Source organism: Runella zeae DSM 19591 (genome assembly GCF_000423565.1).
Taxonomy (GTDB): Bacteria; Bacteroidota; Bacteroidia; order Cytophagales; family Spirosomataceae; genus Runella; species Runella zeae.
In genome coordinates this window covers 32658-53281 of sequence record NZ_AUIF01000035.1, presented here as the reverse complement: position 1 = coordinate 53281, position 20624 = coordinate 32658, and the positions used below count along the sequence as shown (strand labels likewise).

Annotated in this window: 19 protein-coding genes and 1 tRNA gene; 2 read left to right on the top strand and 18 right to left on the bottom strand. The window is 43.1% G+C overall.

Annotated features, from left to right (window positions below):
- Positions 1–7: 7 nt before the first annotated feature.
- Both G563_RS0110270 and G563_RS0110265 read right to left on the bottom strand, forming a co-directional pair.
- Complete coding sequence (locus G563_RS0110270; RefSeq protein WP_028665242.1) at positions 8–754, bottom strand: hypothetical protein; 747 nt, start codon at positions 752–754, stop codon at positions 8–10.
- Positions 755–780: 26 nt separating this feature from the next.
- Positions 781–2154: an OmpA family protein gene (locus tag G563_RS0110265; protein ID WP_028665241.1), complete on the bottom strand. Its 1374-nt coding sequence runs from the start codon at positions 2152–2154 to the stop codon at positions 781–783.
- 270 nt (positions 2155–2424) lie between these two features.
- On the opposite strand from G563_RS0110265, the gene G563_RS0110260 reads away from it, so the two are divergent.
- Entirely contained in the window at positions 2425–4401 is a 1977-nt protein-coding gene (locus tag G563_RS0110260; RefSeq protein ID WP_051210886.1) for a histidine kinase, read from the top strand.
- Positions 4402–4408: 7 nt separating this feature from the next.
- Positions 4409–5164: a LytR/AlgR family response regulator transcription factor gene (locus tag G563_RS0110255; RefSeq protein ID WP_037326421.1), complete on the top strand. Its 756-nt coding sequence runs from the start codon at positions 4409–4411 to the stop codon at positions 5162–5164.
- Positions 5165–5192: 28 nt separating this feature from the next.
- Here G563_RS0110255 and G563_RS0110250 read toward each other — a convergent pair whose 3' ends face one another.
- From G563_RS0110250 to G563_RS0110160, 16 genes are all read right to left on the bottom strand, one after another.
- Positions 5193–5924: a M48 family metallopeptidase gene (locus tag G563_RS0110250; protein ID WP_028665238.1), complete on the bottom strand. Its 732-nt coding sequence runs from the start codon at positions 5922–5924 to the stop codon at positions 5193–5195.
- A 31-nt stretch (positions 5925–5955) separates the two neighbouring features.
- Positions 5956–9051, bottom strand: coding sequence for a type I restriction endonuclease subunit R (locus G563_RS0110245; protein ID WP_028665237.1), 3096 nt, complete (start codon positions 9049–9051; stop codon positions 5956–5958).
- A gap of 54 nt (positions 9052–9105) precedes the next feature.
- Positions 9106–9396 (bottom strand): hypothetical protein, encoded by a 291-nt coding sequence (locus G563_RS0110240; RefSeq protein WP_037326418.1) that lies wholly within the window; start codon positions 9394–9396, stop codon positions 9106–9108.
- Positions 9377–10378 (bottom strand): hypothetical protein, encoded by a 1002-nt coding sequence (locus G563_RS0110235; RefSeq protein ID WP_028665235.1) that lies wholly within the window; start codon positions 10376–10378, stop codon positions 9377–9379. Before G563_RS0110235 ends, G563_RS0110240 begins: the two co-directional genes overlap by 20 nt.
- A gap of 161 nt (positions 10379–10539) precedes the next feature.
- Entirely contained in the window at positions 10540–10788 is a 249-nt protein-coding gene (locus G563_RS0110230) for a type II toxin-antitoxin system RelE/ParE family toxin (protein WP_229598477.1), read from the bottom strand.
- A gap of 82 nt (positions 10789–10870) precedes the next feature.
- A complete protein-coding gene (locus G563_RS0110225; RefSeq protein WP_028665233.1) occupies positions 10871–11074 on the bottom strand; it encodes a hypothetical protein in 204 nt (67 codons plus the stop codon).
- Positions 11075–11122: 48 nt separating this feature from the next.
- Positions 11123–11296: a restriction endonuclease subunit S domain-containing protein gene (locus tag G563_RS37985; protein ID WP_051210885.1), complete on the bottom strand. Its 174-nt coding sequence runs from the start codon at positions 11294–11296 to the stop codon at positions 11123–11125.
- Between the two features lie 26 nt (positions 11297–11322).
- On the bottom strand, positions 11323–11700 hold the full coding sequence (locus tag G563_RS0110215) for a helix-turn-helix domain-containing protein (RefSeq protein ID WP_063828401.1): 378 nt from the start codon (positions 11698–11700) through the stop codon (positions 11323–11325).
- A gap of 10 nt (positions 11701–11710) precedes the next feature.
- Complete coding sequence (locus tag G563_RS0110210) at positions 11711–12007, bottom strand: type II toxin-antitoxin system HigB family toxin (protein ID WP_028665230.1); 297 nt, start codon at positions 12005–12007, stop codon at positions 11711–11713.
- A 225-nt stretch (positions 12008–12232) separates the two neighbouring features.
- Positions 12233–13426, bottom strand: coding sequence for a restriction endonuclease subunit S (locus tag G563_RS38420; protein ID WP_051210884.1), 1194 nt, complete (start codon positions 13424–13426; stop codon positions 12233–12235).
- A 262-nt stretch (positions 13427–13688) separates the two neighbouring features.
- On the bottom strand, positions 13689–14699 hold the full coding sequence (locus tag G563_RS0110200; protein ID WP_028665229.1) for a PDDEXK nuclease domain-containing protein: 1011 nt from the start codon (positions 14697–14699) through the stop codon (positions 13689–13691).
- A gap of 1 nt (position 14700) precedes the next feature.
- Positions 14701–17187, bottom strand: a complete 2487-nt coding sequence (locus tag G563_RS0110195) for a type I restriction-modification system subunit M (protein ID WP_028665228.1) — start codon at positions 17185–17187, stop codon at positions 14701–14703.
- Between the two features lie 261 nt (positions 17188–17448).
- Entirely contained in the window at positions 17449–18600 is a 1152-nt protein-coding gene (locus G563_RS0110190; RefSeq protein ID WP_028665227.1) for a Fic family protein, read from the bottom strand.
- 310 nt (positions 18601–18910) lie between these two features.
- Positions 18911–18984: transfer RNA gene (locus G563_RS0110180), tRNA-Arg, on the bottom strand.
- Between the two features lie 383 nt (positions 18985–19367).
- Positions 19368–20129 carry an MBL fold metallo-hydrolase gene (locus G563_RS0110165; RefSeq protein ID WP_028665225.1) on the bottom strand — a complete coding sequence of 254 codons (762 nt, stop codon included), beginning with the start codon at positions 20127–20129 and terminating at the stop codon, positions 19368–19370.
- Positions 20130–20208: 79 nt separating this feature from the next.
- Positions 20209–20586 (bottom strand): response regulator, encoded by a 378-nt coding sequence (locus tag G563_RS0110160; protein WP_037326414.1) that lies wholly within the window; start codon positions 20584–20586, stop codon positions 20209–20211.
- Positions 20587–20624 lie beyond the last annotated feature (38 nt).

Here is a 20624-nt window from a genome sequence, read left to right as displayed (position 1 = left end):
AAATCAATTAATTACACTTCTTCAAGACCTCAAGGGCGAGTTTTTTTGCAAGCTCTAGATTGGTATTGGCATCACTACTCACATCGGCAATGACCTGAAAAGTCAAACCACCTACTAGTACCACAAGTTCATTGTCGTTGGGTTTCCAAGCAGCCGCATCACCTATCCCCGACACTTGCTCAAATTTAGCTTGGGCGGCCATTCCTTTTGCCAGCCCCATGGCTGCATTTTTTTGGTCTTTCGATACGTCTTTTTGCTCCCCTACCCGTTTATCTGCTTCCTCAAAAGCCCGTTCTAGCTCTTCTTTGGTGGGGGTTCTATAAAAAGATTGGAAGTTTTCAAGATCCGACTTTTTCTTAGACATTTTGTACAAATCATCTCCTACCCATGTAAGCCCTACTCTATTGTCGATAGGCACTGTCAGTTTTCGACCCGCAATCTCCATGGTGCGCGTGCGCTCGCTAGGCCAACTATAAGTGTAGGTATCGTGATTGCGATACTTGGGATTTTTGTTTAGAATATACGTCTTTTTGGTACTTTTCCAATCCGTCGTAAAGTGCTTTTGGATGTTTTCTAAAGGCAGCAGCTGGTCATACTTGTCTTGATAGGATAGTAGGCATCCTCCATTAGAATTAGAAACGGAGGCAGATGAGGTCTCCATTATTTCACTTGCGGTGGCTTCAGAGGTGTTTTTTTGTCCACAGCTTATAAGCAACAAACTACCTAGCAGTATGTCTTTGATTGAGACTTTCATTACGTTTTGTATGGTCTAAAAAGGGTTTACAATTTTATGAATTCTACACGCCGATTGTTGGCTTTTCCTTCTACCGTAGTATTAGGTGCTACTGGTTGGGTTTCGCCTTTTCCGTCTATTTCCATGCGCGCGGCCTCAATCCCAAATTCGCTAGCCAGTGTAGTTTTGACTGATTGTGCCCGACGCTTCGAGAGGTCTAGGTTTTTGGAATCATCGCCGTCAGAATCGGTATGCCCCACAATTTTAACTTTTACGGTTGGATTTTCTTTCAAGACCCCTCCCAATTCTTTCAAAATACCATAAGATTCGGGTTTGATTTTATCAGAATTGACATCAAACAAAATGCCCGTCGTGCTAAATTTCCCTTCTGTGATGAGTTTGCTGCGCGTATCAGGCGCACCTACCGCTACCCGCAGATTGGCAAGAAAAACACTTCCACTCCAGACGTTAGTGGCAAAAAGCATAGAATACTTAGCGGTGGCATCAAAAGCTTTTGGAATATCCCATATTTTAGTTTCGTTGACATACACTCGCAAGCGGGTTTTCTGCTTCCAAATCGAGACCCGATTGGGCTGGTTGTCATTCCAAACCATTTTACTGCTGTTTTCTAAGATTTTTTCATTGCTTTTGTTGAACACCCATATATCCGTAGAACTTCCATCTCCCAGCACGGGATGAATATCCACTCCTACCTGCAAAACGTTGCTAAAATGCTGGTCGTAGGTAAGTTTTCGTTCTTTATTTTCGGGAAAAATGATTTTGAGTCCCGACTGATTGTTGCTCATTTCTTCTGAGATCGCCATGTCAAACTCCATAGTGAAGTTTTCGGGGAGGTCGTTCACAAATTCAGGATAAAAAATCCCTTTGTTGCCAAACTGCAGCCATTTGGCGGCATCCCCTTCCAATTTTACCACTTCCCCACTCGCGTTTGTATTCCACTTGGCCGGAAAATCCCCCACCGCATCTTGCGTAAAATCTTCGAGGGCTACTACTTTTTCGCCTGCAATAAAATCAAATTTTGAGTATGACTTTAAGCCTTTGGAAGGAGATGCCGCTGAACCTGTAGATTCAGATTGTCCTTTTTTGCCAGTACTCTGCTTTTGTGCAGCGACCTCCTCATTCTGGTTTTCATCTTCGGTAGATTGTTCTTCCTGCTCTTGGTTCTTATTTTCTTTTTTGCTCTTATCTTTCTTTTTGAAAATATTACCAATTCCTTCCTCTACTTTATCAAGACCTCTGTTGATACCTTGATCTATTTTACTATTGACGCGTCCTTCTACGCTTCTTTCAGCGGTGCGCTTGGGGTTGTCGACGCGTATCTGTGCTCGTGTCTCCACTATCAGCATCAAGGCAATAAAAAACAAAGACCCACAAAAACGCCAAACAGATTTTTCTTTCATTTTTGTAAATGCTTTATGAAATGGATAGATAAAATAACTACCCAAATTTGCGCCAAAAGCCCTAGAATCTTGTGTTAGATTTCATAGAGCATCTGTATGGGTCAATGAAACGTGTGTTTGAGTCAACAACCCCCGCTTGTCGTTATATTTCTTTGAGTATTCAGTCAGAAACCTTTTCTAGCAACTCAAATGCCCGTTGAATAAGTTTAAAATGAGAGATGCTAGATTATTTTCTTTTCTTTGAAAAAATTACAAAGTATCTACCAAAACATGACACGCTACCTTCTTTGGGGGGGAATGATGCTGATGGTGTTGACCTCTTGGGCAGTACCGGATACACTATATTTAGGTCAGCTGAATGGACATCAAACGCTTTTCCAAAAAGCGACCTATACTTTTACCCCCATTAGAAGACATATCAATGCCACTAACTTGGACTCTTTACGAGCCCTTCCAGATTGGAAAATCCTTGAAAAGTCTCTCACCACTCAGCCGCAGCAAGCCTATTGGGTACATTTTGTGATACACAATGATACCGATTTGCCAAGGGTCGTTTATGTTTATACCAGTTCAGTCAACCAGAGTGTTAGGTTCAGTGTGTTTCGGGGAGATAGCTGCCAAATCCTCCAAAGTGGCACGATGACGCCCACCTCTCAATGGGCTACTAACGAAAATGACACTTATATTCCCCTCCCAATTGGTGCAAATCAAACCATCAGGGTGTTTGGACGCATCTCGCATCAGACCGGTATTTTACCTTCTTTGACCGATTTCAAAACGCCAAAACCGTCGTTGAATCTCCAAATCGAAAGTGAAGATTATTATCAAAAGCGCGTCCTGCGCGAGTATCGGTCCAACATGCCCGAGTTTCAGTACCGAAGCTGGATACAAGGAGCTTTGGCTTTGGCGATGTTGTTTGTGGGCCTTTTGTACGTCAAATATCGCCAGCCAATCTATGCCTACTACTGGGTGTATATTGTTTGTAGTTTTGTGTTTTCGCTCCTCAAAACCCGCGCTTATACGCCGCTAGGGCACAGCTTAGGCGAATGGCCTCTGCTCAAAAACCATCTCATGGAAACCCTCCTATGGTGGGGAATTGGAGCTTATCTTTTTTTTATGATTGAGCTTCTTGATCTCAAAAAAACCAACCCTCACATTCGAACATGGTTTAGAAGATTGGCTGTACTACTTTGGGGATATGGAGCGGTGTATCTTACGGTGATGCTTCTCACAAACGATGGTGGTCTACAAAAACTTTCCTTTTGGGGAGGGCGTTTTGTGGCTTTCCCTTTGTATTTGTTTACCCTCATTTGGATACGGCGGAGCGTCAAATCGCCGATGGTACCTTATATTATTTTGGCCAATGCCGTCTTGGGATTTTTCGGAATGCTGGCTTGGCTCAGAGCGGGAGAAGTGATTTTGAAAGGCGTAAAACTCCCCGCCAACCTCGACGATTTGCTTACCTTGTCTTTTGCCGTAGTAGCCGAAATCATCGTACTTTCGTTGGCCATTGCCCACCGGGTGCGGTTGCTCGAAAAAGAAAAAACACAAAGTCAACTGGCGTATTTTGAGGAACTACAAAACAAATCTTTTTATGAAAAACGCATGGCCGAAACCGAAATGCTAGCCTTGCGGAGTCAGATGAATCCTCATTTTTTGTTTAATAGCCTCAATTCTCTCGAATACCTCATCATGTCGAATGATGAGAAAAAAGCGTCAAGTTATTTGGCGAAGTTCTCTAAACTTTTGCGCATGATTCTCAACCATTCGCGCGAAGAATCTATTTCTTTGGAAGAAGAACTGACGGCTTTGCGGTATTATCTTGACATCGAAGCTATGCGGCTAGGAGACGATTTTGAGTACCAGATTGAAGTGCAGCGAAATGTGGACGTCGAAAGCCTCATCATTCCTCCGCTCCTACTACAGCCTTTTGTCGAAAATGCCATTTGGCATGGGCTAATGCCCAGCCATTTGTCTTCCAAAAAATTGGCCATCAGAATCCGCTCAAAAGATGATAAAAAAGTGGAATTTGAGATTGAAGACAACGGTATAGGGCGCAAAAAAGCCTCTGAACTTCGCAATCGCTCCACTGTAAAGCGCAAATCTTATGGGATGGATATTACACAGCAACGCATCGATCTCTTTAATCGTAACTATCCTAACCAACTTACTATCGAAGTTTTTGATTTGCAAAAAGAAGGGCAAACAGGCACATTAGTAAGAATCATCTATCAAATCGACAACTAAAAAAAACATGATACGAGCTATTTTAATCGACGATGAGAAACCCGCTACTGAGGTGCTCGACATGAAACTAAAACGCCTCAATATGGGCGTACAAGTACTAGCCAAGTTTAACCAACCCGAGGCCGCCATAGAGTTTATCAAAGTGACAGCCTTCGATATTTTGTTTCTTGACATTGAGATGCCCCGTCTCAATGGTTTTGATTTGTTGCATCACTTTTCTGATTTTCATTTTGATGTCATATTCACCACCGCATACGACCATTATGCCATAAGGGCTTTTAAAGTAAGTGCCTTAAGCTATCTGCTCAAGCCCATCGAAGAAAATGACTTGAGAGAAGCCCTTGGACTATGGCAACAAAAAAAAATAAAGCAGCTACAAGGCCCCCAAATCCAAACTTTTTATGAACATCTGGCTCCCAAAACGCCCCCTCATCGTATTGCACTACCTACCAATGAGGGCCACGAAATCATCGAAATTGCGCAGATTGTGAGATGTATGGCCGACACTAGCTACACACATTTTCAGATGTCAGACGGGCAAAAAATAGTCATTTGTCGCACGCTCAAAGAAGTAGAGCAAGCCCTCGAACCCAACGGATTTGTAAGAGTTCATCATTCGCATTTGGTCAATCCTGAGTACATCAAAAAAATAATAAAGCAAGAAGGGGGCTATTTGCTCATGACCGACGGCAGCCAAGTACCCGTCACCAAGCAAAAGCGCGATTGGCTGGTAGAACAATTCACAACTTTGGGGAGAATTTGAGCAAAACTAGAGATGTGATGCCCTCACCTCAGTACTTCCAATCAGAGTGACTGACGGGTAGCGCGTTTAGTTCTCTTTTCAGTTGCGGCCATTGAGGTAAGAATTTATCCATGTAAGAAAGAAAAACGGCGTTGTGGTGGCGTTCGAGCAAGTGCACCAACTCGTGTACTACAATGTACTCCAAACAGGGCAGGGGCTTTTTGGCCAGTTCTAAATTGAACCATATCCGACGCGCTTCGATGTTGCACGCGCCCCATTTGGTTTTCATTTGTTTGATACTCCAGTCATTGATCGAAACGCCCAAGCGCTCGCACCAATGTGTCAGCAGCGGAGCGAGTTGTTGTTTTAGCTCGGCGCGGTACCATGCGTGCACGAGCGCATGTCGCTGCTTGGTAGAGGTGCCAGGACGCAAATATACGTCGAGGTATTTTTTTGTTCGGAGTTCTACTTTAGGGGGAGCATCGTGTTCAAAAACGCGTAATAAATACCTTTTTCCCTGAAAATAATGGCTCTCCCGATGCACGTATTGGCGCGGAGATTGGCGTTCTTGGGCTACAAAGTTGCGTTGGTGCCGACGAATCCAACTTAGTTTGGAGAGGGCAAACAAACGCACTGACTCATCATCGACGGTGAGCGGTACGGCCACGCGGACGCGCCCCGTGGGAGGATAAACCGACAAGTGAATATTTTTGATGTTTTTCCGAACCACGTCAATCGACAGCTGCGCCCCAAGCGTAAGGATATATTCTTCTTCCTGCATTTCGTTTTTAATTAATCCCACTCATCTCTCCTCACTTATACTCCTTCTGTTCTTTAATAATCTCAAAAATCTGCTCCAATTTGGCCGTTTTTTGATACTTGGTCAAGATGGGTTTTAATACTTGATTTTTGAGGTGCTTTTCTTTGATAAAATTTCCCTGCCAATCGTCGTGCTTGCCGTACAAAATAGCACTGTCCATCACGACCGATAGCTCTTCTTCTTCGTCCAAATTGTCGTACAATGCCTGTCGTGCTGCCGTGTTGATGGCCGTTGGGTAATTATTTTTTGGGGTTGATGGCTGCACCTGTTTGGCTAGTTCTTCGTACTCTTTCAGCAAAGCTTCGTAGGCGATTGCGCCTTCTTTGCGCATTCGGATTAGCTCTACCAACAACACACTCATGCGCTCATAGTAGGCGGGATTGACGGGCATTTGTTGGATTATGGTCTTGGTGAGGTTGTTTTCTACCACCTCGGCCATTGATTCTTGACTTTCTTTGATGCCTTCGGGCAAGAGCGCCAAACCCTCGTTGATGCCATTTTCGACAATCAGCTGCAACAGCGTAGCGTCGCCGAAGTTGGACAATACCCGACTGGGGTCGGCGGTGAGGTACATGTCGAGCATTTGGCGCATCTCGGGCTCAAACTGCTTCATGTCGATGTAGTCGCCGCTGTGGAGTTTGACGCTGTTGCGGCGTTCGGTGTAGTAATTTACCTTTTGTTTGAGGGCTTCGGCTTGCTTTTCGGTGTAGCCTGCTTGCAAGATTTCGGCGGCGATGTTGTTGTAAGCCCGAATCAGCTCTACCACCAATTTGTAAAACGTAAACCGCTTCTCTTCGTTGGCCTTGAGTTGTTGGGGCTGGGAAGTGTCACCGCAGAAATAATGAAAAAACTGCGTTTCTCCTTTGGGCGGTGCTACGGGCTCGCACATTTGATGAACGGCCTCCAAGGCATCTTCGAGTCGTTCTTTGAATTTTTCTAACCGATTGGTCAACAAGCCTTTGACGTCTTCTTCTTCGTAGGCATCAAAAGCATCGGAGGTGTAGTCAGAAATGGATTTGTTGAGGCTATTAAACAGGTTTTTGTAATCGACAATGTACCCAAACTCTTTAAAATAGGGGTCGGTTTCGGTTTCTTTGCCCAGCCGATTGGTACGGCATATTGCCTGAAACAGCCCGTGGTCTTGCATTTGCTTGTCGATGTACAAATAGGTGCAACTGGGGGCGTCGAAGCCCGTCAGGAGTTTATCGACTACAATCAGCAATTGCATTTGGGCGGGTTCGTTTTTGAATTTGCCTTTGGCAAAATCCTCAAACGTCTCGGTATCTTTGAAGCCATAGTCGCGGAGCATTCGTTGGTATATCTCAAATTGCTCCACTTTTTCGGTTTCGCCTTCGCCTACGTGTTCGAGCTTGACGCTCTTGGCGGTGGGCTCAAAACTGGTGATGATGGCGCATTTTTTGAAACCAAAATGCTGAAAAATTTCGTAGTACCGACAGGCTTCGTAGATGCTCCGCGCCACGAGCATGGCGTTGCCGCGCCCGTCGCGCAGGCGGGGTTTCATCAAAAAATCCTTTTTGATGTCAAACACAATCTTTTCCAACCTGCTTTTGGTACTGAGTACTTTTTGCATCGTTCCCCATTTTTGTTTGAGTTCGGCCTTGGGCAGGTCGTTCATGCCGTAGGTAATGGTCTCAAACCACTCGTCGATGCTCTTTTGGTCGTGGACGTGCTGGTCCACGTCGCGGGCTTCGTAGAGCAAATCAAGCACGACACCGTCTTTGACGGCCTCGTCAAACTTGTAGGTATGAATGTAGCGGCCAAATACCTCGATGCTTTTTTGTTTGTCTTTTTTGAGCAGGGGCGTTCCCGTAAAACCAATAAAAACAGCCTCGGGCAGTAGGGTTTTCATGGCTTTGTGCAAATCGCCGCTTTGGGTGCGGTGGCACTCGTCGATAAACACTACAAACTCGCCTTTGGCCCGAAAATCGAGCGGAATTTTGAGTTGTTCGATAAATTCCTTGGTGGCGCCGCTGTCGGCTTGGGTGCTGCTCCCAAACTTGTGAATGAGACTGCACAGCAGGCGGTGCTCGGTACCGTTGAGCCACGCGATGAGCTCTTGACCGCTGCGGGTGCGTTTGATGTCTTCTTCTACGCCCATAAAGACGCCTTCGATTTGGTCGTCAAGTTCGGTGCGGTCGGTGACGATGAGCAGGCGGGCGCGGGGATTGTTCTCCAAAATCCACTTCGCCAGCCATACCATGGTGAGGCTTTTGCCGCTGCCTTGGGTGTGCCAGATGATACCACCCTCGCGGCGGGCCAAATACCGCTGGGCTTCTTTGATACCAAAGTACTGATTGGGACGACACAGTTTTTTGGTGCCTTTGTCAAAAATGACGAAGTTGTGGAGGATGTCGAGCAGCCGTTGGGGCGCACAAAACTGCCGAATGTGCTTGTCGAGCAAAGACTCGTCGGGTTGGTAGGTGTCACCGTCTTCTTTCCACTTCAAAAAAAACTTCTCCTCCGTGCCCGTCGTGCCGTAGTGCAGCCCCTGCGAGTCGTTGGCGGCCAAAACGAGCTGAATGGTCGTAAAAAAGGGTTTGATAAAGATATGTTGCTGGTTGCCAATGCTCTGACGGATGCCTTCGCTGACGGATACGCTCGTTTTTTTTAGCTCCAACACCACTAGCGCTATGCCATTGACGTACAGCACCACGTCGGGGCGTTTTATTTTTTCACCCCTCACGGTCACTTCTTCGGCCACGGCTAAGTCGTTGTTTTCGGGTTGTTCCCAATCAATGAGCTGCACCGTTACTTTGTTTTGGCCGATGTCCTCTTTGACGGGGATGCCGTAGCGCAGCAGCGAATACACGGCTTTGTTGGCGGGGTATAGCTCGTCGTTGCGGTTGATGAGTGCCGCTTTTTGAAGCTCAAACAAGGCTTTTTGGATAAGGGCGGGGGTGTAGCGACCCGTACGGAGGAGGTACTGGCGGAGGTCGTCTTCGCGGATGTTGGTGTTTTCTTGGGTTTCCAAATTGCCCAAGTACCGATAGTGCAGGGCATCGCGCAGGAGTTTTACGACGCGGTTTTGGGTTGCACGTTCGGAAGCGACAGCTTGGTGTGTGGTCATTTCATGAAGTTGAGTTTAGGAAATTCTCGACTCAAAAAAACGATGAGCAAAAAATTAACTTACTTCACCATTGTCTTTTAACATTTCAACGTATTGTTCGCCGCTCATTGGGCAATCAAAAAAATCTTCCGCTTTGTCGGTTTCGATAAATTTTAACTGCTTCTTTATTCTACCCATAAGAGAGAGACTATACTCTTTAAGACCATGACTAAAATAGGTGTAAATAGGTTGTTTTATGCCCTCAATTTCGAGGTAATAGAATTGGTGATGGTCTTTTTCGGGGTAAAAAACAAAGCCCTTTTTTGTAAGGACTTTCTGCAAATCCTTAGTTTTTCGGGCTTTCATCAATTACTTTTTTTACGGTTTTTAAAAGGCTATCTTTCAAAATCTTCGCTTTTTGCGAGAGCTTGTTATCGCTTTCTACGGCAAAATTTTGATATAATGAGTGGAATGTAAAAGCAAAAGAATATTCGGCTTCTTCTCTTGATTCGCCCCAAACTGTAATGTCAAATTCTTGATTTTGAATGATATACATACCCTCTTCAAAATCAACCTGACAATCAAGGCGTTTATTCAGGTCGTAGGCGGTATCTTCAAATACAATGCTGCTGGGCTTGTAAGGGTAGGTTTCATGCTCCAACTCTTCGAGAAAATACACCTGTTTTATGTTCTTTTTTGCGAGGTTATATCCGTCTTCGCTTTTACGAACTTGGGCATAAAATTGTACGGTTTTGTATTCAGAAGAATCTACTGAGGCTCGTTTTTCTAATTTTGGAACATATAAATCATATAAGCCTTTTGCAGGTTGATTAAAGACAATCTTTTTCTTGTTTGCTCTTATGAAATTTAGTTTGTAGGGCCGTTCTGGTGAAACTGCCGAAAACAGAGGTTTGAAAATTTGATTTCTTTCAGTTTCACTGTACCTACCCATTACTTTTTTAAGAAAATCAGGATTTTCGTATTCACCGTATAAGATATTTTCTTTGTAATCTTGGTAAGTTTCTTTTTTCCAAACGCTTACTTTATCGTTAAAAAGAGAGGGCAGTGATATTAAGTTAGGGACTGCTGCTGCCTCAAAACTTCCAAATTTTACATCTACCAAAAGAAGTTCTAAATCTTCTTTCAATGACTCTAAAACTTTACTATTTTGTTCAAACGCTTTTACAAACTCTTCATTTTTAAAAAACTCAACTTCCAAAAAGTTCTGAAAAGACTGATTTATGTTAGATAGAACGCTTATAACAGACGATATCCGAGCCGCATGTCCCACCGTTTTATTGGGGTCAATTTGAAATCTGAAAGCTATATCTCTAAGTTCATCAAGCATTGTCCGTTTGCCTATTTTGTATTTATCAATAGCAAAAGTACAAATTGTGTGCCATATACCTGATTGTTAAATCCTATTTATCACACCAACCGTCTCTTGCCTGTTAGCAATTTCGCCCCGCTGACGTGGCTGCATCATGCCTTGCTTGAGTTGGAGAAATACTATTTTTGAATGGTTTTTTGAACGAGTTTCAGCAGGCTTTCTTTCTTAATCGTAGCATCTTCTGATTTGTCATACATCGTCAGAAGATAAACATCGGAGCTTTCTGGTTCCTGATACAACACATAAGTGACTACTCTAAAGCCACCACTTTTGCCACCGCCTTTACTTTCAGAAGCCAAACGAATCTTATAAAGTCCTGCTCCTAATGCAATACCTGTATGTGCATTTTCTTCCAACAGCGTGGCCAAGGTTTCTATTTCGTCTAACAGGGAAGGGAATTTTTTGGCAAACCGCCTTAATCGAGACGCAAAATAATCGGAGTAGATTACGTTATTCGTTCCGTAATTCTTTGACTAAATCCCGCACATTACGTTTGGGCGATGTGCCTTCCTGCATTTTCTTTACATCTTTCAAGCCCTGCTCTATTTGAGTATGTAGCGGGACTTTTTCATTTTCCAACAACCTTAGCACCTCTATCTGTACCTTTTTAGGTAGTGCTTTGAAAACCTCGTAAAAACTCTGTGCCGTACTCATGCCTTTTGTTTATTTAGATTGTATGTCACCACAAAAATAACCCAATTATCACACCAACCGTATCTTCCCCGTCAGTAATTGCTGCATCATGCCTTGCTTGAGTTGGCGGTACTTTTCTAGCTTGTCCTCCAAGCCCGACAGCTCCGCATCCATGTCCGAAAGTATCGTCGCAATGCGGTTTTGGGTCGCACGTTCGGAAGCGACAGCTTGGTGTGGGTTCATTTCATGAGGTTGAGTTTAGGTAAAATCTACCCTGCTAATAACGTTTCGGCCGAAATCCCCAAGCCTCGGTGAAGCTTACGTATCATATCGAGCGTAAGCGGCCTTTTTCGGTTTAATACTTCCGATACCCTGCTGATACTTCCAAAATAAGGGGCTAAGTCTTTTCTTTTGAGCCCTTCTTCTTCCATTTTGAGCTTGATGGCATCTATGGGGTCGGGGGCTTCAATGGGAAAATGGGTGGCCTCGTAGTCTTCGACCAAAATGGAAATAAGCTCTAACAACTCCTCTTCGGAGCTACCTTCGGCACAGTCCACCAAGGAGTCAATTATGCCTAAATAGTGCTGATATTGCTCCTTGGTTTTGATGGGTTTTAAATTCAGCCTGAATGCTTCAATCTCTTTCATAATCAAGCAATTAAATGTTTTTTATATCCTCAATTTTGTCATACTCTTTGTGCGTTCCGATAAAACGGATATAAACCCTTTGAAGTTTGTATCTAAACAAAACAATGAGTCGGTACTTATTGCGGCAAATGTTAAATACAACTCTATTGTTGCCTACAATATCGGTTTTGGGGGTATCTTCAATGACTTCATTAGGCGACTGGTAATTGGCCTGTTTCATTTTGGCATACCAATATTTAAGTTCTTGCTCTGAGTCTGGATACTTTTCCCAAAACTCCTTTAGGGTTCCTTTCGTAATTATTCGCATCTAAAAAACAAAAGTTAAATTCCCATTTCAGTATATTTATATACAAATATAAGAATTTTTAGCAAAACGCCGATGCGGCTGCATCATGCTTTGCTTTAATGCTGCTCAATTACGTAAATCTGCTCAAACCCCGTGCCTTTAGTATTTTTTGTTGTTCACAAGCCCCAGCCTAAAGTCGGAGCGCCGATGCGACGTGGGGTTAAAGCAGCCCTGAATTTCAGCACCTTACACCAACCGTATTTTCCCCGTCAGTAATTGCTGCATCATGCCCTGCTTGAGTTGACGGTACTTTTCTAGCTTACCCTCCAAGCCCGACAGCTCCGCATCCATGTCCGAAAGTATATTAACTATACGAATTTGTTCGGCTTTATTTGTAGGTAGAGGAATTAATTGTTTTTTTAAGACTACAATAGTAAGAGCTTTTTGAGAACTACCAATAGCATTATTTATTATCTCATTTTTCACCCAACTGATTTGAATTGATAAATAATTGGGGTTAATATTCTTTATATTTTTTAACCAAATGAGATTACCATCCTTGAAGTAAAATTTATTATTGTTTGGTATTAAATATACATTTCCTAATGTACCTACTGCTGTTATTAAAATATCATCTTTTACTGGAACACCAAACATCCTCTTAATTTCTTCATATTTCTCCTCTGAAATAAAAAATTCATCATCAAGTCTTTTATTTTCATTTAAAAGAGATATTTCTTTCCCACGATAAAAAGGGATTCCGACGGTAACATAATCGTCTTCAAATATTCTTTTACTTGAGGTTATTTCGCATACCTCCCCCAACTTCTTCACTTCCCAATCTTCTTTAGGCGTAAGCAGGTGCTGCATAGTGGCTTGTTTGAGGAGGCGTTTTTTGTGGATGAGTTTCTCCAAGCTCCCAATCAGCGCATCGGCATCGCTCAAGGCCGTGGCAATGGCGGTTTGTTCGGCTTTGGTGGGTGGGAAGGGGATTAGTATTTGCGAACATACTTTCTGATTCAACTTAGGTTGCGCTGTACCCGTATTATATTGTTCATAATTAATACTTTCTAATATTTCAGTTAAATACCCAATATCGAATTCATTTTTAGGTTTTAAGACATGTGCGTGATTATTTACCCATACTTTGCCTGAAATTCTAAAAGCTAATCTAACACTTCGACTTAAAATATTTTCACCATCTTCTCCAAGTAATATTAAATCTTCATCAAAAAGATAAGCATTTACATAATCAATAATTCCAGAAGCACCATAATATGGGTATTGTCCTCTCATTTTTGCTCGTTCACTATCTTTAATTGGTTTTCTTTTACCATCAAGAAAATCTACTGTTTCACCCAACTTTTTCACTTCCCAATCTTGGGGAATGGGGCCGATTTCGGTTTGTTTGAAGGGGGTATTTTGGGGGGTAGTGTTCATGTTTTTTTACTAAAGTGTCAATTTTTTGCAAACAAACTTGCAAATGAAAATAGTATAACTTCCTGATTATCAATGTTATTTTGTTTGCAAAGGTGTGATTGGGGTTTTATTTTCTGCAAAGAAACTTGCAAACAAACATCTAAAATAGTCTCGGAGTTTGTTCTAGTAAGCTCATCGGATGCTGATTATTTTTACTATCAGGAAATACTTCTATGATTTGGTCATTGTGCGCCACTAAAACACTACTTCTTTCCGCCAATGGTCAATAATCTTCGTTGTTCAGTAGCTTATTCAGCTCGTTTGCGAGTTGTTTTTTGTCTGGTAGATAAAGCTGATATTTACTTACGAAAAGTTGATTGCTGATACTTTCGGTTGCATATTCTATTAAAATATTATCTTTGTCTGCTCCCAAAACTATTCCTATAGGTTCGTTGTCTCCTTCTGTGCTTATCTCTTTTTTAAAATAATTTAGGTACAAATTCATTTGTCCCACGTCTTGGTGTGTTACTTCGCCACGTTTAAGGTCAATTAGTACAAAACATTTCAAAATTCGATGATAAAAAACTAAGTCAACATAAAAGTGTTTTCCGCTTATTGAAATTCTGTACTGGCGTTTTTCAAATGTAAAGCCTTTACCTAATTCCAGCAAAAAGTTCTGTAGATTTGAAATGAGTTTCTGCTCTAGTTCACTTTCAAGGTATTGGTGGGTTTCGGGAATGTTCAAAAACTCTAAAACGTAAGGGTCTTTCAAAATATCTTCAGCTTTCTGAATTTCTTGTCCCTGTTGAGAAAGTTCTAAGACACCTTTTTTGTCTTTGCTTAGTGCCAAACGGTGAAACAGCATACTCTTCATTTGTCGTTTCAGTTCTCGAACACTCCAATTTTCTTTCTCGGTTTGTCTGGCGTAAAAGCTAATTTCAAGTTCGTTGTCAGAGCGTAAAATCTCAAAATAATGGCTCCAACTCAAAACGTTAGACAGTGTCTCACTTTTTGGAAAAGCGAGGTAAAGTTTCCTCATATACAGCAAATTAGCTCTACTAAAACCTTTTCCATAGCGTCTTGTCAAGTCTTTTGAAAGTTGCTCAAAAAGAAAGCTTCCATATTCAGCTTTTTCTTTACCGCCTTGTTCGTATTCTACAATGTATCTGCCGATCAGCCAATAGGTTTTCACTAAAATAGTGTTCACGGTTTGGGCAGCCTGCTCTCGACCTTTCTGTAATAATCCACCAATTTGATTGATTAAATCGTTATATTTTGATTGCTCTATGTCCATTTTACAAGTTACTAATATTTATTACAAACCCCATTGCTTTTAAATGTTCGTTCACTTTTTGCTCCAGTGCTTCCATTTCTTTGGTCAGGGCGGGGAGTGGGGTTTCGTAGCGCTCGGTGAGTTCTTTGAGGCGCTGCGTGAGGCGTTGGCTGATACGCTCCATTTCGGTTTTTACGTTGCGTTCGAGCGCGGCCATCCATTTGTCGTCCACCACGAGCTGTTTGATTTCGTCCTCAGTCAGCGTTTGGTAGCGTTGGAGGGTCTTTTGGTCCAAGTCGGCGGCGGCTTCTTTGAGTTGGGTGGTAAGTTTGGCTTGGTCGTCGATGAGCTGCAAATAAAGCGTCAACAGGGCGCGTTCTTGGGCTTCTTCGTTGGTTTTGAGGTACGCCACTTGCGGCTCGGCCACTAGGCCAAAATCCAAGGCAAGTTCCTTCGTATTTTCTTTTTTGGGCGCGATTTCTTTGAGGCGTTTTTGGACGCTGCCTTTGTTTACCTTGTCATAATCGGCAAAAAAACCGTCTTCGCCGCTGTGTTCCTCTTCCAGTTCTTGCAGCTGGGCAAAGAGGGCTTCTTTTTGAGCTTCGAGGGCGACGAGGGTATTTTTTTCGTGGGCAAAATAACGCTCCACCACCAGTGCTTTGGGGACCAAATCGCACTCCCACAGGGTAGCGGTTTTGGTTTTTTTCTGAATCACGGGCTCAGCCTTCCAGCCGTCGGCGGCAATGAGGTAGCAGTCGTCTTGCATGGTTTCGTTCCAGTAGTTCATCAGGTGCTGATACACATCGTACTTGTCGAGCAGGGCCTTGTCGGCATAGCTACTCAGGATGTCTTCGGCGATGGTAGTAATGATGTGCTTGGGCTTGGATTCAGTATTGAGGGCTTTGAGGTAGGCGGTGGTGCGGGTTTTCCATTGGGTAAAAACGGCGTCCATTTCGGCGCTAAAAGTCACAAACTCAGGATGATGAAAGATGCTGGTTTTGAGGTTGTCTTTGGTCACTTTGGGGCGATAGTAGCCCGCACGGGGGCTGCTGTCGAAGAGGGTGGTTTTGAGCGTAGGATACACCGCCCAATAGTCGTTGAGGGCATCGAGGTCGGCACGGGGGATATCACCCACCAAATGCCCCATAATGTCCTGAATATCTTCCGTTTCTTGGCTGTCGATGTAGCGCGGGATGTTGAGGTTATACTCGTTTTTGGGGTCGGCAATTTCCTCCATCGGCACGAGGCGACTGTAATGGGGCAGCTCGATTTGTTTGTTAAACACATCCACTATTTTGTGAATGTCTTGCTCGCGGAGGCGATTTTTGTTGCCGTCTTTGATAAAACCCTTGCTGGCATCCACCATAAAAATGGCTTTGCGTGCGTCGGCGGTTTCTTTGTCGATGACGATGATACAGGCAGGAATACCCGTGCCGTAAAACAAGTTGGCAGGCAAGCCAATGATGCCCTTGATGTAGCCGTGTTGAAGGAGGTTTTTGCGAATTTCGGCCTCGGCATTTCCCCTAAAAAGCACGCCATGCGGGAGGATACAGGCCGCCTTGCCCGTACTTTTGAGCGACTTAATGATGTGCAGCAAAAAAGCGTAGTCGCCGTTTTTGTCGGGCGGTACGCCAAACCCATCAAAGCGCCCATAGAGGTCATCTTGGGGATTAAAACCACTCGTCCAGTTTTTGAGCGAAAAGGGCGGATTGGCCACGATAAAATCAAATGTTTTGAGATAGCCCGTGCTTGCATCTCTAAAGAAAGGATCCGACAGTGTGCTTTGTCCACGGTGAATTTCGATGGCCGCTTGGCCATGCAAAATCATGTTCATCCGCGCCAAAGCGGCGGTAGTCACGTCTTTTTCTTGTCCATAGACACTGCCTTTGCCGTCGGCTTCATCCACGGCTTTGAGCAGCAGCGACCCCGATCCGCAGGTAGGGTCATAGAAGGTGGTTTGGTTGGAAGCTTGTTTGATGTTGAGTACTTTGGCCATCACGCGGCTTACCTCGCCAGGCGTATAAAATTGTCCCTTGCTTTTGCCGCTTTCGGTGGCAAAGTGCCGCATGAGGTATTCGTAGGCATCGCCCAAAATATCATCGCCTTCGGCGCGGTTTTTACTGAAATCGAGCGCGGGGTTTTCAAAGATTGTGATGAGGTTGGAGAGTTTGTCCACCATTTCTTTGCCTTTACCGAGCTTGTCGTCGTCGTTGAAATCGGCCACATCAATCACTCCTTTGAGGTCGTTTTCGATGGCCAATGCCCCGATTATGGTATTCATTTTATCGCCTATTTCTTTATCACCTTTGAGAGCAACCATGTCCTGAAAACTCCCTCCTTCGGGAATGGTAATGAGGGCATTGGGGTCGTCGGCGTATTTGTCGGACACATATTTTACAAACAACAAAACCAATACATAGTCTTTGTATTGGCTTGCGTCCATTCCTCCCCGCAGCTCGTCGCAACTTGCCCAAAGGGAGCTATACAATTCTGATTTTTTAATGGCCATTGATTTATGATACGCCTAAATGGATGATTTTCGAGGCGGTAAATATCGGGATTATATGGGAGAAGGCAATCAAATAAGAAGTTACGGATTTTTGTAAGCGGTTACGTTTTACAGTTACGTCTTAAAGAAAAAACCCTCAAAACAGGCTGTTTTGAGGGTTTTTTGTGGTCTCGGCGAAAGTCAAACCCCCAACCTTCTAACCATCAATAGGATGACCAAAAAACTGGATTAGAGGCTTATCTTGAAGTTCAGATTCCTGCATTATCTAAATAGTTTTATATACTTCGCAAATGCGTAGATTCGATTTCTCTTGTATCCTGTCAGTTCTTCTAAAATTCCTAATTTTTGAAAATCTGCAATAAGACGGTTAGCAGTAGAAGGATGAATGTCCAACACCTCAGCTATCTGTAAACCATCCATGATGGGTTGTTTATAGAGTTCATTGATAAGCCTCTTTGCATCTGTTTGCTTTTTTCCTAAACTGATTAATTGATTAAGCTCAATATCATCTCTCAGTTTAATGATTTGTTGGAAGGTCTCTATGCTTTTCTGTGCAGTTTCTATGACTCCTGTCAAGAAGAAAAGTAGCCAATTCTCCAAATCATTGCGTTTGCGTACTAAGGTTAGATTGTCGTAATAATCTCTGCGATTACGTTCAAAAAAATCTGATAGATACAAAATAGGTTTTTGTAAAAGCTTCTTATCCAAAAGGTAAAGAGTAATCATTAGCCGTCCAATACGACCATTCCCGTCTAAAAAAGGGTGGATGGTTTCAAACTGATAATGAATGATAGCAATCTTGATCAGGTGAGGAACTTGAATCGGTTGCGCTGCCAATTCCGAATGAATAAAATTCTCTAAGTCCTGCATCAAGTTTGGGATTTCGTGATGAGCAGGAGGTACAAACACCGCATCTTTTAAGCTACTTCCTATCCAGTTTTGACTTGCTCTGTATTCGCCGGGTAGCTTTTCTTTACCTCTTACCCCTCTTAAAAGTGTTCTGTGGGTTTGCTTGATTAAGCGACTTGAAATAGGAAGTGTTTCCATTTCATCAATCGCCTGATTCAATGCGTCTATGTAGTTGTGGACTTCTTTCCAGTCGTCTCTTTTTTCGGGGTTGATGTCTTCTTCTTTGATAAGTGCTTCTTCAAAAGAAGTTTGAGTACCTTCAATCTTACTACTGACAGTAGCTTCTTTGGTTACGTGCATTTTGATAAAGAAGTCAATATCAGGAATCAATTCCGAGAAGGCATCTAATTTACCCAAATAGCGGTCTGCTTCTCCTAATTTACTGATAATGGCCGAGTTGGTCACTATCCAAGGAAGGTTTATTCTTTCGGGTAAAAAACTCTTGTATTGGTACTGTGGTATCCAAGTACCTGCTTTAAAGTTCTTGACATCGGTAGCTTTCATAAGTGCAAATATAAATTTCCTTATTTGCACTTAATGCGTTTTCTGCAAATATAAATTTTCTTATTTGCACTTCTGCAATTATAAATCTGCCTGTCTCTAAATCAGGTCAGCTTTTTCTTTAAAATTCTTCATTTACAATAATATTCTTTGTTTAATAAAGGGGGATGGATAAGTTTAGCATAGGATAATTCTTGATTACCTTCAAGGTTTTTCACCAACACTTACCCAACGTTTTTTTACAAAACGCAAAACTGACGATAGCAGTAAAGCATAAAAAAGCCCCTCAAACAATTGCTTGAGGGGCTTTTTGTGGTCTCGTAGGGATTCGAACCCCAAACCTTCTGATCCGTAGTCAGATGCTCTATCCAATTGAGCTACGAAACCGTATAAATTACTCTTTACTTCTAGGGATTCAATCCCAAAACTTTTGATTCGACCGGAGTCGCGTTCGACCGGATCGCGTTCAACTCAGATGCTCTATCCAAGCGAGGCGTCGCACCGTGAGCTACGAAACCGTATAAATTACTCTTTACTTCTAGGGATTCAATCCCAAAACTTTTGATTCGTATCGGAGTAGCGTTCGACTTAGATACTCTATCCAAGCGAGGCGTCGCACCGTGAGCTACGAAACCGTTATTTGTTTCCCCATTGTTTTGGGACTGCAAAGGTAGCAGTTTGTTTTTTTTATGCAAAAATTTTTAACACAAATATTCAAAAAAAATATCTTTCGATTCATTATCAAGCATTTGCATTTTGCAATTGGTATACTAAATATAAAGCTTTAGGCCGTCGTAGCCCAATTTTACGTGGCTTGGTAAGGTAGGCTCGACAAGGGAATGACGCCCCATTTTGTGGCTGATGTGCGTAAAATACGCACGCTGTGGTTTTAGAAGCTCGACCACTTCTAGGGCTTCGCGCAAGTTAAAATGCGAGATATGTGGCTCATGCTGCAATGCTCCCAATACCAAAGTATCCAGATTTTGAAGTTTAGCGTATTCACTTTCGGGAATGTGGTTGACATCGGTTAGGTAGGCAAAATCCCCTACTCTAAACCCAAAAACGGGGAGTTTGTGATGGAGCACATCAATAGGGACAAATTCGACACCTTCGATGCTAAAAGGCTCATTGTGGATTTCGTGAAGTCGCAGTCGGGGAATGCCAGGATAGCGAAACTCTGCAAAAGCATACTCAAATTCGCGCTGTAATTGCTCCAGGACTTGCGCTCGCCCGTATACAGGCATGTCGCGTTGTTGAAGAAAATTGAAGGCTCTTACGTCATCCAAACCCGCCGTATGATCTTTGTGTTGATGGGTAAACAAGACCGCATCGAGCTGATTGATTCCCTCTCGTAACATGTGCTGACGAAAATCGGGACCGGTATCAATCACAAAGCTTTTTTCTTCTATCAAAATGTGTACTGATACACGCAACCGCTTATCGCGATAGTCGAGCGAGCGACAGACTTCGCAGGAGCAGCCAATGAGCGGCACACCGGATGAGGTTCCAGTACCAAGAAGAGTAACAACCATTGTGGATAAGGAAGATGCGTGTAGTGGAAGAAGTTTTCAGCTAAATCTAGTTTCCAATACACGCACCAAAAGTATTATTTTATTCTTCCGTCAATTCATTTACGATTTCTACAAGGCGGTCGAAATTGAGGGGTTTTACGAGCACATCATTAAAGCCCGCTGATTTGAACTCTTCTTCAGAATAATTTTTGGCATTACCAGTGATAGCCACCACTGGCAAATTAGATTTTTTCTTATCGTTGAGGGCTCGAATAGCTTTTACACACTCCATACCATCCATAATAGGCATGTTGATATCGAGCAAAACAATGTCAAAATCTTCTTTGTCCACGATTTGCATCACCTGTTCTCCGTTTTTGACGGCGGTGATTTCATAATTCTGAAACTCCAAAATCTTGCGGGCTAGATTTTGAATCACGGAACTATCTTCGGCAATGAGAACGCGCTTTTGCGACATGATATATGAATTTTGGTGGTTTAATGCTTTCTATTGCA

What these genes read in the sequence shown, in the direction of transcription:
- G563_RS0110270 (WP_028665242.1), bottom strand. Translation starts at nt 754, where the DNA reads ATGAAAGTCTCAATCAAAGACATACTGCTAGGTAGTTTGTTGCTTATA.
- G563_RS0110265 (WP_028665241.1), bottom strand. Translation starts at nt 2,154, where the DNA reads ATGAAAGAAAAATCTGTTTGGCGTTTTTGTGGGTCTTTGTTTTTTATT.
- G563_RS0110260 (WP_051210886.1), top strand. Translation starts at nt 2,425, where the DNA reads ATGACACGCTACCTTCTTTGGGGGGGAATGATGCTGATGGTGTTGACC.
- G563_RS0110255 (WP_037326421.1), top strand. Translation starts at nt 4,409, where the DNA reads ATGATACGAGCTATTTTAATCGACGATGAGAAACCCGCTACTGAGGTG.
- G563_RS0110250 (WP_028665238.1), bottom strand. Translation starts at nt 5,924, where the DNA reads ATGCAGGAAGAAGAATATATCCTTACGCTTGGGGCGCAGCTGTCGATT.
- G563_RS0110245 (WP_028665237.1), bottom strand. Translation starts at nt 9,051, where the DNA reads ATGACCACACACCAAGCTGTCGCTTCCGAACGTGCAACCCAAAACCGC.
- G563_RS0110240 (WP_037326418.1), bottom strand. Translation starts at nt 9,396, where the DNA reads ATGAAAGCCCGAAAAACTAAGGATTTGCAGAAAGTCCTTACAAAAAAG.
- G563_RS0110235 (WP_028665235.1), bottom strand. Translation starts at nt 10,378, where the DNA reads ATGCTTGATGAACTTAGAGATATAGCTTTCAGATTTCAAATTGACCCC.
- G563_RS0110225 (WP_028665233.1), bottom strand. Translation starts at nt 11,074, where the DNA reads ATGAGTACGGCACAGAGTTTTTACGAGGTTTTCAAAGCACTACCTAAA.
- G563_RS37985 (WP_051210885.1), bottom strand. Translation starts at nt 11,296, where the DNA reads ATGAACCCACACCAAGCTGTCGCTTCCGAACGTGCGACCCAAAACCGC.
- G563_RS0110215 (WP_063828401.1), bottom strand. Translation starts at nt 11,700, where the DNA reads ATGAAAGAGATTGAAGCATTCAGGCTGAATTTAAAACCCATCAAAACC.
- G563_RS0110210 (WP_028665230.1), bottom strand. Translation starts at nt 12,007, where the DNA reads ATGCGAATAATTACGAAAGGAACCCTAAAGGAGTTTTGGGAAAAGTAT.
- G563_RS38420 (WP_051210884.1), bottom strand. Translation starts at nt 13,426, where the DNA reads ATGAACACTACCCCCCAAAATACCCCCTTCAAACAAACCGAAATCGGC.
- G563_RS0110200 (WP_028665229.1), bottom strand. Translation starts at nt 14,699, where the DNA reads ATGGACATAGAGCAATCAAAATATAACGATTTAATCAATCAAATTGGT.
- G563_RS0110195 (WP_028665228.1), bottom strand. Translation starts at nt 17,187, where the DNA reads ATGGCCATTAAAAAATCAGAATTGTATAGCTCCCTTTGGGCAAGTTGC.
- G563_RS0110190 (WP_028665227.1), bottom strand. Translation starts at nt 18,600, where the DNA reads ATGAAAGCTACCGATGTCAAGAACTTTAAAGCAGGTACTTGGATACCA.
- G563_RS0110165 (WP_028665225.1), bottom strand. Translation starts at nt 20,129, where the DNA reads ATGGTTGTTACTCTTCTTGGTACTGGAACCTCATCCGGTGTGCCGCTC.
- G563_RS0110160 (WP_037326414.1), bottom strand. Translation starts at nt 20,586, where the DNA reads ATGTCGCAAAAGCGCGTTCTCATTGCCGAAGATAGTTCCGTGATTCAA.